12 protein-coding genes and 1 tRNA gene are annotated in these 10,578 nt (G+C 74.5%); 8 read left to right on the forward strand and 5 right to left on the reverse strand.

What is annotated here, in order from left to right; all coding sequences use genetic code 11:
- Positions 1 to 51 precede the first annotated feature (51 nt).
- The 5 genes from rplA to ACFWEK_RS13265 all read right to left on the reverse strand — a co-directional run bounded on the left by rplA (position 52) and on the right by ACFWEK_RS13265 (position 2,781).
- Positions 52 to 762, reverse strand: coding sequence for a 50S ribosomal protein L1 (gene rplA / locus ACFWEK_RS13245; RefSeq protein ID WP_430548498.1), 711 nt, complete (start codon positions 760 to 762; stop codon positions 52 to 54).
- A 140-nt stretch (positions 763 to 902) separates the two neighbouring features.
- Positions 903 to 1,334: a 50S ribosomal protein L11 gene (gene rplK / locus ACFWEK_RS13250; protein WP_430548497.1), complete on the reverse strand. Its 432-nt coding sequence runs from the start codon at positions 1,332 to 1,334 to the stop codon at positions 903 to 905.
- Positions 1,335 to 1,404: 70 nt separating this feature from the next.
- The gene (nusG, locus tag ACFWEK_RS13255; protein ID WP_430548496.1) at positions 1,405 to 2,253 is read right to left on the reverse strand and encodes a transcription termination/antitermination protein NusG; all 849 of its coding nucleotides are present in this window, start codon (positions 2,251 to 2,253) and stop codon (positions 1,405 to 1,407) included.
- Between the two features lie 62 nt (positions 2,254 to 2,315).
- Positions 2,316 to 2,576, reverse strand: coding sequence for a preprotein translocase subunit SecE (gene secE, locus ACFWEK_RS13260; protein ID WP_430548495.1), 261 nt, complete (start codon positions 2,574 to 2,576; stop codon positions 2,316 to 2,318).
- A gap of 129 nt (positions 2,577 to 2,705) precedes the next feature.
- Positions 2,706 to 2,781, reverse strand: a tRNA-Trp gene (locus ACFWEK_RS13265).
- Between the two features lie 245 nt (positions 2,782 to 3,026).
- Between ACFWEK_RS13265 and ACFWEK_RS13270 the strand changes: the two genes are divergently transcribed.
- The 8 genes from ACFWEK_RS13270 to ACFWEK_RS13305 are packed head-to-tail and all read left to right on the forward strand — an operon-like array spanning position 3,027 to position 10,514.
- On the forward strand, positions 3,027 to 3,974 hold the full coding sequence (locus ACFWEK_RS13270; RefSeq protein WP_430548494.1) for an ABC transporter ATP-binding protein: 948 nt from the start codon (positions 3,027 to 3,029) through the stop codon (positions 3,972 to 3,974).
- Positions 3,971 to 4,870: an ABC transporter permease gene (locus ACFWEK_RS13275; RefSeq protein ID WP_430554347.1), complete on the forward strand. Its 900-nt coding sequence runs from the start codon at positions 3,971 to 3,973 to the stop codon at positions 4,868 to 4,870. Before ACFWEK_RS13270 ends, ACFWEK_RS13275 begins: the two co-directional genes overlap by 4 nt.
- Complete coding sequence (locus tag ACFWEK_RS13280) at positions 4,857 to 6,152, forward strand: sensor histidine kinase (protein WP_430554348.1); 1,296 nt, start codon at positions 4,857 to 4,859, stop codon at positions 6,150 to 6,152. The genes ACFWEK_RS13275 and ACFWEK_RS13280 overlap by 14 nt, the downstream gene beginning before the upstream one ends.
- The gene (locus tag ACFWEK_RS13285; RefSeq protein WP_430548491.1) at positions 6,149 to 6,796 is read left to right on the forward strand and encodes a response regulator; all 648 of its coding nucleotides are present in this window, start codon (positions 6,149 to 6,151) and stop codon (positions 6,794 to 6,796) included. Before ACFWEK_RS13280 ends, ACFWEK_RS13285 begins: the two co-directional genes overlap by 4 nt.
- 38 nt (positions 6,797 to 6,834) lie before the next feature.
- Entirely contained in the window at positions 6,835 to 7,914 is a 1,080-nt protein-coding gene (locus ACFWEK_RS13290; RefSeq protein WP_430554349.1) for an adenosine deaminase, read from the forward strand.
- A 7-nt stretch (positions 7,915 to 7,921) separates the two neighbouring features.
- Complete coding sequence (locus ACFWEK_RS13295) at positions 7,922 to 8,290, forward strand: hypothetical protein (RefSeq protein ID WP_430548489.1); 369 nt, start codon at positions 7,922 to 7,924, stop codon at positions 8,288 to 8,290.
- Entirely contained in the window at positions 8,290 to 9,861 is a 1,572-nt protein-coding gene (locus ACFWEK_RS13300) for a sensor histidine kinase (RefSeq protein ID WP_430554350.1), read from the forward strand. The genes ACFWEK_RS13295 and ACFWEK_RS13300 overlap by 1 nt, the downstream gene beginning before the upstream one ends.
- The gene (locus tag ACFWEK_RS13305; protein WP_429764814.1) at positions 9,858 to 10,514 is read left to right on the forward strand and encodes a response regulator transcription factor; all 657 of its coding nucleotides are present in this window, start codon (positions 9,858 to 9,860) and stop codon (positions 10,512 to 10,514) included. The genes ACFWEK_RS13300 and ACFWEK_RS13305 overlap by 4 nt, the downstream gene beginning before the upstream one ends.
- Positions 10,515 to 10,578: the final 64 nt, after the last annotated feature.

Consider the following 10,578-nt stretch of genomic DNA (forward strand, 5'->3'; position numbering starts at 1 on the left):
CCCTCGCGGGTGCCGGGCCGTCGGCGGTGGTTCAGCGGGTCCCTGTCGGGATCACGCCTCCTCGAGCAGCTTCGAGGTGCGCGACTGGTCGAGCGGGATGCCCGGGCCCATCGTCGTCGTCATCGTGGCCTTGGTGATGTACCGGCCCTTCGAGGACGTCGGCTTGAGACGCAGGACCTCGTCGAGCGCGGCGGCGTAGTTCTCCACCAGCGCCTTCTCGTCGAAGGACGCCTTGCCGATGATGAAGTGCAGGTTCGAGTGCTTGTCGACGCGGAACTCGATCTTGCCGCCCTTGATGTCGGACACGGCCTTGGTCACGTCCATCGTCACGGTGCCGGTCTTCGGGTTCGGCATGAGACCACGGGGGCCCAGCACCTTGCCCAGACGACCGACCTTGCCCATGAGGTCCGGCGTCGCCACGGCGGCGTCGAAGTCGGTGTAGCCGGCCGCGACCTTGGCGATCAGGTCGTCGCCGCCGACCTCGTCGGCGCCGGCCGCCACGGCCTCCTCGGCCTTGGCGGCGTTCGCGAAGACGATCACGCGGGCCGTCTTGCCGGTGCCGTGCGGCAGGTTGACCGTGCCGCGGACCATCTGGTCGGCCTTGCGGGGGTCGACGCCCAGGCGGAACGCGACCTCGACGGTCGCGTCGTACTTGACCGTCGCGGTCTCCTTGGCGAGGCGGACCGCCTCGAGGGGGCTGTACAGGTTCTCGCGGTCGATCTTCTCGGCCGCGGCGCGGTACGCCTTGCTGCGCGTTGCCATCTGCTTCTCCTTCTGCAGTCGTGGTGAGCGGGTCCGCGCGGACCCTGCCACGTGCCCGACGTCGTTCGCCGGGACTTGGTCCGAGCCGCCCGGGCCGGACCGGACGGATCCGGTCAGGCGCGGGGCGACCCGGTCGCGGATCACTCCGCGACGGTGATGCCCATCGAACGAGCGGTGCCGGCGACGATCTTCATCGCGGCGTCGATGTCGTTCGCGTTGAGGTCCTGGAGCTTGGTCTGCGCGATCTCGCGGACCTGGTCCTGGCTGAGCTGCGCGACCTTGACGGTGTGCGGGGTCGCGGAGCCCTTGGCCACACCGGCGGCCTTCTTGATGAGCTCGGCGGCCGGCGGCGTCTTCGTGATGAACGTGAACGAGCGGTCCTCGTACACGGTGATCTCGACGGGGACGACGTTGCCGCGCTGCGACTCCGTGGCCGCGTTGTAGGCCTTGCAGAACTCCATGATGTTCACGCCGTGCTGACCGAGCGCGGGGCCGATCGGCGGGGCGGGCGTGGCCGCACCGGCCTTGATCTGGAGCTTGATGAGGCCGGAGACCTTCTTCTTGGGAGGCATGACTCTTCCCTGTCTTTCTTGTTCGTGGGCCGACGCCGTGGGCGATGACCCGGTTGCAGTACCGCGTCCGTCAGATCTTGGCGACCTGGTTGAACGACAGCTCGACCGGGGTCTCCCGGCCGAAGATGGAGACGAGGACCTGGAGCTTCTGGGCCTCGGCGTTGATCTCGGAGATCGTGGCCGGCAGCGTGTCGAACGGGCCGTCCGTGACGGTGACCGACTCGCCGACCTCGAAGTCGACCTCGACCGGGGCCTTCGCCGTCGCGCCCGACGACGCCGCGGCGGCCTTGCCGGCCTCGGGGGCGGCCTCGACGAACACCGGCGCCAGCATCGAGTAGACCTCGTCGAGCGTCAGCGGCACGGGCTGGTGCGTGTGGCCGACGAAGCCGGTGACGCCCGGCGTGTGGCGCACGGCGCCCCAGGACTCGTCCGTGAGGTCCATGCGCACGAGGACGTAACCGGGGATGCGGACGCGGCGGACGGTCTTCTTCTGCGCGTTCTTGATCTCGGTCACCTCCTCCATGGGGACCTCGATCTGGAAGATGTAGTCCTCCATGTTCAGGCTCTGGATGCGGTTCTCCAGGTTGGCCTTCACACGGTTCTCGTACCCGGCGTACGAGTGGATGACGTACCAGTCGCCGAGCTGCGAGCGCAGGGTGCGGCGGAACTCCTCGGCCGGGTCCTCGACGACGTCGCCGTCGGCGTCCGCCGGGCGCTCGTCCTCGGCGGCCTCGTCGGCGTCGGAGTCCTCGGCTTCGGTGTCCTCGGCGTCGGTCTCGTCGGCGGAGTCCTCGACGGCCTCCTCGGGCGCCGCGTCCGTGGCGGGGTCCGCGGGCACGTCGAGGTCAGCCGCGGCGCCGTCGGCGTCGGGCTGGGTGGGGTCGACGTTCTCCGTCTGGTCCAGCGGATCCTGGGACACGAACGAACCTGCTTTCTGGAATCTGCTTGCTTCGGGGGCGGGCGTCCGGCGGCGGGCCGAGGTCAGTCGCCGAAGAGGGCGAGGACGCCCAGTCCGATGACCCAGTCGAGGGCCACCACGAACAGCATGACCACGGTGACGAACACCAGAACCACGATCGTGTAGTTGACCAGCTCCGAGCGGGTCGGGGTCACGACCTTGCGGAGCTCCGCGACGACCTGGCGCACGAAGAGCGCGATGCGCGCGAACAGGTTCGGGCGCTTGCCGGTGGTGGACCTGCCACCGCCGGGCGTCCCCACGGCCTCAGCCGGTGACTCGCTCACTCGTCTACCCCGTTTCGCGTTCCCGCCGCGGCCGCGCCACCTGCCGGCGACGCACCCACGGCACTGACTCCTGGCGTTCCGGGGTCATGCGGATGGCCCCGCTGCGCGCGGCCCCGCGGGGGATCACGCTGGCAGGGTAGACAGGACTCGAACCTGCAACCTGCGGTTTTGGAGACCGCTGCGCTACCAATTGCGCCACTACCCTTCGTGCTCGACGCCCCTGTCGCCACGCTCGAAGCACCCCGGAAGGGCGCGTTCGATCTTGGCGGGCATCAACCACCGAGGGACAACTGTACGCGACGCGGGGGGCTGGGTCGAACCACGCCCGCACCACGCCCGCACCACCGCCCGAACCCCGGCCCCGGCCGCACGCCGTCCACCGATCGGTGGACGCCCGGTCCCGTCGTCCGAGGCTCCCGCAGGACCCGCCGCGAGGGCGACGCTCGACGCATGACCTCGACGACGACACCCTCCCCGGCTCCCCCGCCGGCCGACCCTCGCGGGCGTCCCGGCGATCCCTCCCCCGGCGCACCGGGCGCCTCCGGCGCCGCCGTCCGCGTCCGCGGGCTCGCGAAGCGCTACGGGGCCAAGCAGGCGGTCGACGGGCTGGACCTCGACCTCGCGACGGGCGAGATCGTCGCCGTGCTCGGCCCCAACGGCGCGGGCAAGACGACGACGATCGAGATCCTCGAGGGCTTCCGCGACCGCGACGGCGGCGAGGTGCGCGTGCTCGGCGAGGACCCCGCCCGGGGCGGGCGCGCGTGGCGGGCGCGGCTCGGCGTCGTCGCGCAGGACTCGCGCGACCAGGCCGAGCTCACCGTCGCGGAGTCCGTGCGCTCCACCGCCCGCTACTTCCCGGCGCCCCGCGACCCCGACGAGGTCGTCGAGGCCGTGGGCCTCGCGCCCAAGGCGAGCGCACGGGTGCGCTCCCTGTCGGGCGGGCAGCGGCGCCGGCTCGACGTCGCGCTCGGCGTCGTCGGCCACCCGGAGCTGCTCTTCCTCGACGAGCCGACGACAGGGTTCGACCCGCAGGCCCGGCGCACGTTCTGGGACCTCGTCCTGCGCCTGCGGGACGCCGGCACGACCATCCTGCTCACCACGCACGACCTCGCCGAGGCCGCGCACCTGGCCGACCGCGTCGCCGTCGTGCGCGACGGGCGCGTCGTCGCGGAGGGGACGCCGGAGACGCTCGGCGGCCCCGACGCGCGCACCCCCCTGGTGACCTGGACCGCCGACGGCGCCCCGCACGCCGAGCGCACCGACGCCCCGACCGCGTTCGCCGCGCACCTGATGGCGACCGTCGCCGGCGCCGACGGCGAGGTCGCCGACCTGTGCATCACCCGCCCCAGCCTCGAGGACGTCTACCTGGGGCTGCTGACCTCGGAGGACGACCGATGAGCACCACGGACCGGGTCTCGACACGCCGGGCCGACGGGCCGACGGGCCCGGCCGTCGCGACGGCGGCCTGGGTGGGCAGGGGCGGGCGGCTGCCCGGTATCGCCCGGCTCACCCTGGTGCGGGCGGGCGTGGAGCTGCGCCAGTTCTGGCGCGAGCGCGACGCCGTGATCTTCGTGTTCGCCTACCCGATCGTCATGCTGGCGATCTTCGCGTCGGTGTTCGGGAGCGAGGACCAGGGCACCGAGGTCGCGCAGATCGGCTTCGCCCAGTACTTCCTGCCCGGCATGGTCGCGACCGGCATCATGCTCACCAGCTTCCAGTCGCTGGCCGTCTCCATCGCCGTGGAGCGCGACGACGGCACGCTGCGCCGCCTGCGGGCCACTCCCCTGCCGGTGACCGCGTACGTGGGCGGCAAGGTGGCGCTGACGCTCGCGACGTCGGTCGTGCAGACGGCCCTGCTGCTGGCCGTCGCGGCCCTCGCCTTCGACGTCCCGCTGCCCACCGACGCCGGCCGCTGGGTCACGTTCGCCTGGGTGTTCGCGCTCGGCGCCGCCACCGGCACGGTCTGCGGCGTCGGGTTCTCGTCCCTGCCGCGGTCGGGCCGGTCCGCGAGCGCCGTCGTGACGCCGGTCGTGCTGGTGCTGCAGTTCATCTCGGGCGTGTTCTTCGCGTTCTTCGCCCTGCCGGGATGGATGCAGACCCTGGCCTCGGTGTTCCCCCTCAAGTGGATCGCGCAGGGCATGCGGTCCGTGTTCCTCCCGGAGGAGATGGCCGCGCTCGAGACGAGCGGGTCCTGGCAGCACCCCGCGACCGCTGCTGTACTGGTCGCATGGCTGATCGTGGGGCTCGTCGTCGGGGTGCGCACCTTCCGGTGGCGGCGCCGTGACGACGGCTGACGACGCCCCCGGCACGGGGGGCGGCGCCGCGGCGGGCCCCGGGGCCGACGACGAGCTCGCCCGGGTGACGGCCGACCCCTGGGACCGGCAGGTCGTGTGGTGGGACGTCGGGTTCGTGCTCATCGTGCTGCTCACCGCCTCGGCGATGGCGCTCGGCGGGGACACCGACGCCCGCGGGCTGTGGACCGCGTACGCGGCGATGGCGGTGATGCTCGTCGCGTACGCGGTGTGGGGCGCCCCCGCGGCGCGCAGCCGCGACCAGCGTCGGGCGCTGGCCTACACGGTCGTGCTGATCGTGGCGACCGCGGTCGCCGTCGCCCAGGGCGGCCTGGCCACGTTCCTGCTGTTCGCGTCGTTCACGCAGCTCTGGATGCTCCTGGAGCCGCCGCGCCGCGCCGTCGTGGCGAGCGTCGCGCTCGGCGTCGCGACCACGTTCGCCATCGCGGCCCAGCAGGGGTTCGACGTCCCGACGCTGATCGAGGCCGCACCGCAGATGGGCATCGCGATCGCGTTCTCCGTGCTGCTCGGGCTCTGGTTCGCCGCGACGATGCGCCGCTCGGAGGAGCGCGCTCGCCTGCTGCACGAGCTGCGCCGGGCCCAGGCGGAGCTCGCGGAGTCGCACCACGCCGCGGGCGTGACGGCGGAGCGCGAGCGCATCGCCCGGGAGATCCACGACACGCTGGCTCAGGGCTTCACGAGCGTCGTGACGCAGGCGCAGGCGGCGACGGCGGCCCTCGACCGGGGCGAGCAGGACCGTGCCCGCGAGCGGCTCGTGGTCGTGGAGCAGACCGCGCGGGACAACCTCGCGGAGGCCCGCGCACTCGTCGCCGCGTTCGCGCCCGTGCCCCTGCAGGGCTCGACGCTCGCCGAGGCACTGCGCCGGCTGGCCGACCGGTTCACCGCCGAGACGGGCACGCCCGTGCTGCTGGACGTGGCCGGCGCGACGGCCCCGGCCCGCGCCGGCGGCGCCACCGGCCACGCGGCCGCCGACGTGGTGCTGCTGCGCGCGGCGCAGGAGGCCCTGGCGAACGTGCGGCGGCACGCCGGGGCCCGGAGCGTGACGATCCGGCTGACGCGCGACGCCGACTTCGGGGCGCCCGACGTCCGGCTCGAGGTGACCGACGACGGCCGCGGCCTGCCGCCCGGCCAGGTCGACGGGCTCGGGCTGGCCGGGATGCGCGAGCGGGTGTCCGCGGTGGGCGGCACGCTCACCGTCGAGCCCGGCGAGGGCGGCGGCACGCGCGTCGAGGTGCACGTGCCGGTCTCGGGCGGTGCGGCGTGACGGGCCCGGGGACGGGCGCGACGGTGCGCGTGCTGGTCGCCGACGACCACCCGGTGGTGCGCTCGGGGATCATCGGGATGCTCGACGGCGAGCCCGACGTCGAGGTGGTGGGCGAGGCCCCGGACGGCGAGGTGGCGGTGGCTCTGGCCGGCGAGCTGGCGCCCGACGTCGTGCTCATGGACCTCCGCATGCCGCGCCTCGACGGCGTGGGCGCGACGGCGCGCATCGTCGGGGCGTCGCGCGGCGCCGGGCCGAGCGTCGTCGTCCTCACGACGTACGACACGGACGCCGACATCCTGCGCGCGGTCGAGGCGGGGGCGACGGGATACCTGCTCAAGGACACCCCGCGCGACGAGCTCGTGGCGGGCGTGCGCGCCGCCGCGCGCGGCGAGACGGTGCTGGCGCCGGGCGTCGCGACCCGGCTCGTGACGAGCGTGCGCACCGCGGCGGAGCGGCCCACCGCGCGCGAGGCCGAGGTGCTGGGCCTGGTGGCGCGCGGCCTGTCCAACGCCGCCGTCGGGCGGGAGCTGTTCATCGCGGAGGCCACGGTGAAGACGCACCTGCTGCGGGCGTTCGCGAAGCTGGGCGTCGACGACCGCACGGCCGCCGTGACCGTGGCCCGCGAGCGCGGCTGGCTGCCCTGACCGGGCCGTCGCCCGCGAAGTCGGGGCAGACTGGCGCCGTGCGCGATCTGGCGAAGCTCCCCAAGGCCCACCTGCACCTGCACTTCACGGGGTCGATGCGGGTGCCCACCCTCCGCGACATGGCGGTCGGGCACGGCGTGCGGCTGCCCGGCGCCCTGCTGGACGGCGACCCGCTGCGGGTGCCGGCCGACGAGCGCGGCTGGTTCCGCTTCCAGCGCCTCTACGACGCGGCCCGCGCGTGCGTGCGCTCGGAGGCGGACATGCGCCGCCTGGTCGACGAGGCCGCGGCGGACGACGCCGCCGAGGGGTCGCGACGGCTCGAGATCCAGGTGGACCCGACGTCGTACGCGCCGTTCGTCGGGGGCATCACGCCGGCGGTCGAGATCGTGCTCGACGCCGCGCGGGCCGCGAGCGCCGCGCACGGCGTCGAGGTGGCGGTGGTCGTGGCCGCCTCGCGGATGCGGCACCCGCTGGACGCACGCACGCTCGCCCGCCTCGCGGCCCGGTACGCGGGCGAGGGACCCGGCGAGGTGGTGGGCTTCGGGCTGAGCAACGACGAGCGGCGCGGCGACACCGCGGAGTTCGCCGCCGCGTTCCGGATCGCGCGCCGCGCCGGCCTGGCGTCGGTGCCGCACGGCGGCGAGCTGCTCGGGCCGTCGCACGTGCGCGACGTCGTCGACGCCCTGCACCCCGACCGGCTGGGCCACGGGGTGCGTGCCGGGGAGGACCCGGCGCTGCTCGCCGAGCTCGTGGAGCGCGAGGTCGCCCTGGAGGTGTGCCCCGCCTCGAACGTCGGCCTCGGCGTCTACGCCGACACGTCCCAGGTGCCGCTGCGGCCCCTGGTCGAGGCCGGGGCCCGCGTCGCGCTCGGCGCGGACGACCCCCTGCTCTTCTCCTCCCGGCTGCTCGACCAGTACGTCGCCGCGCGCGAGGTGCACGGGTTCACCGACGCCGAGCTGGCGGACCTGGCGCGGTCGTCGGTGCGCGCGAGCCGCGCCGCGGAGGGGACGCGGCGCCGCCTGCTCGCCGAGATCGACACCTGGCTCGCGGCGCCGGACCCGGGAGCGGGCGCCGAGGCCGACGCGCTCTCATCTGCGTCTCATCCGCCCGCGGGATGATCCGGGCATGGCTGAACGGTCCGGACGTCGGTGGCGCGCCGCGGTGCCCTGGGTGCTCGGGGTGGCGCTGGTCGCGCTGATCGGCGGGGTCCTCGCCGCCGCCCTGTCGTCCGAGCCCGAGGACCGGGACGTGGGCGGCGTGGTGGTCGTCTCCCCCACGCCCGACCCGGCGTCGCCGACGCCCGACCCGTCCGGGGACCCGACGCCGTCGCCGTCCGGGAGCCCCTCGCCCACGCCGACGCGCACGTCCGACGACGGCGGCGTCGCGCCCGTCCCGCCCACGGACGACGACGATGACGACGACGGGCCCGACGACGATGACGACGACGGCCCGGACGACGATGACGACGCCCCCGACACGGACAAGGACGACTGATGGCGCGAGCCCCGCGGCCCCAGGGCGGGCCCACCGTCCGCACGCGCATCCTGGCCGTCCTCCTCGCACTCACCGCGCTCGCGCTCGCGCTGGCCGGGGCCACCGCGTACCTCCTCACGTACGACCACGTGGACGACCGCATCGACGCCGACCTCTCGGAGAGCGCGCAGGAGCTGCAGACCCTGGGCGCGTCCGGGGTCGACCCCGTGACCGGCGACCCGTTCTCCTCCGCGGAGGAGGTGGTGATCGCCGCCATCCAGCTCGACGTGCCCGCCCGGCACGAGGGCGTGCTCGGCCTGCGCACCGGCAAGCGGCCGCTCGTCTCCCAGCAGGCCGTGGAGGTGCACCTGCAGGACGACCCCGAGCTCGTCGCGGCGGTGACCCCGCTGCTCACGTCGGAGACCGCCGTGCTGCGCACGATCGGCACCTCGACGACCGACTACCGGGTGCTCGTCGCGCCCGTCGCCCCGGTGACGGCGTCGGGCGATCCCGCCGCCCTCGTCCTCGCCTACGACCGGGACGCCGAGCACGCCGAGACGCAGGCCGTCTTCCGCGGCTACCTCCTCGTCGCGCTCGCCGCGCTGCTCGTGACGGGGGTCGTCGGGTGGCTGCTCGCCGGGCGCCTGCTGCGACCGATCCGGATGCTCGCGCGCACCGCGCAGCAGATCGGCGAGTCGGACCTGTCCGCCCGGATCCCGGAGTCGGGCAACGACGACCTCACGCACCTCACCCGCGCCTTCAACGGGATGCTCGACCGGCTCGAGGGCTCGTTCGAGTCCCAGCGCCGCCTGCTCGACGACGTCGGCCACGAGCTGCGCACCCCGCTGACGATCGTGCGCGGGCACCTCGAGCTGATGGACACCGCCGACCCCGCGGACGCCGCCGAGACGCGGGTGCTCGCCCTCGACGAGCTCGACCGGATGCACCGCCTCGTCGACGACCTGGTCACCCTCGCGACCGTCGGGCAGCCCGACTTCGTGCGGCACGCGCCCGTGGAGCTGGGCCGGCTCACCGACGACGTGCTCGACAAGGCGCGCACGCTGGGCGAGCGCACCTGGCTGGTCGACTCGCGCACCGACGCCCGCACCATGGCGGACGCGCAGCGCCTCACCCAGGCGTGGCTGCAGCTCGCCGCCAACGCGGTGAAGTTCTCCGCGCCCGGCTCGGTGGTGGCGATCGGGTCGCGCACGACGCCGGACGGCGCACGCGTGCGCCTGTGGGTGCGCGACGAGGGCGTCGGCATCGGGCCCGACGACCTGGAGCGCATCTTCGACCGCTTCGCGCGCGGCGAGCACGACGGCGAGCGGCGGGAGGGCTCCGGGCTCGGCCTGGCGATCGTCGCCGCCATCGCCGAGGGGCACGGCGGCGAGGTCACGGTCGAGTCCGCCCCGGGCCGGGGGTCCACGTTCGCGGTCGTCGTGCCGGTGCTGCCCGTGCCGGACGCGGGCCCGGACCCGGCCCCCGGCCGCGCCGTGCCCCCCATCGGCCGGACCGCGCCGACCGCACGCTCCGCCCCCACGCCCGAGCTGCCCCCGCGCACCGCCCCCGACCGGGAAGGACCCGCCACGTGAGCCAGATCCTCATCGCCGAGGACGAGACGCGGATCGCGTCGTTCGTCGCGAAGGGGCTGCGCGCCTCCGGCTACGCGAGCACCACGGTCGCGACCGCGCGGGAGGCGTTCGACCTCGCGTCGTCGGGCGACTTCGACCTCATGGTGCTCGACCTCGGGCTCCCCGACCAGGACGGGTTCACCGTGCTGCGCCGGCTGCGCGAGGCCAAGGTGACCCTGCCGGTCATCATCCTCACCGCGCGCACCTCCGTGGCGGACACGGTGGCCGGCCTCGAGGGCGGCGCCGACGACTACATGCCCAAGCCGTTCCGCTTCGAGGAGCTGCTGGCGCGCATCCGGCTGCGCCTGCGGGCCGAGCCGGCGGGCGAGGTCACGGTGCTCAGCCACGGCGACCTCAGCCTCGACCTGCGCACCCGCCGGGCCACCGCCGCCGGCGTCGAGGTGGACCTGTCCGCGCGCGAGTTCGCGCTCGCCGAGGCGTTCCTGCGCAACGCCGGGCAGGTGCTCAGCCGCGAGCAGCTGCTCTCGCGCGTGTGGGGGTACGACTTCGACCCCGGCTCCAACGTGGTGGACGTGTACGTCCGCTACCTGCGCAACAAGCTCGGCGCCGAGCGGTTCGTCACCGTGCGCGGCATGGGGTACCGCCTGGCCTGAACCCGGGCGCAACGCATCGAGCGTGCTGAATCGATCCTCACGACGTGGATATGAGGATCGATTC

Origin of the sequence: Isoptericola sp. NPDC060257 (assembly GCF_042726645.1) — a bacterium.
In the GTDB taxonomy this organism is placed as follows: Bacteria; Actinomycetota; Actinomycetes; order Actinomycetales; family Cellulomonadaceae; genus Isoptericola; species Isoptericola nanjingensis.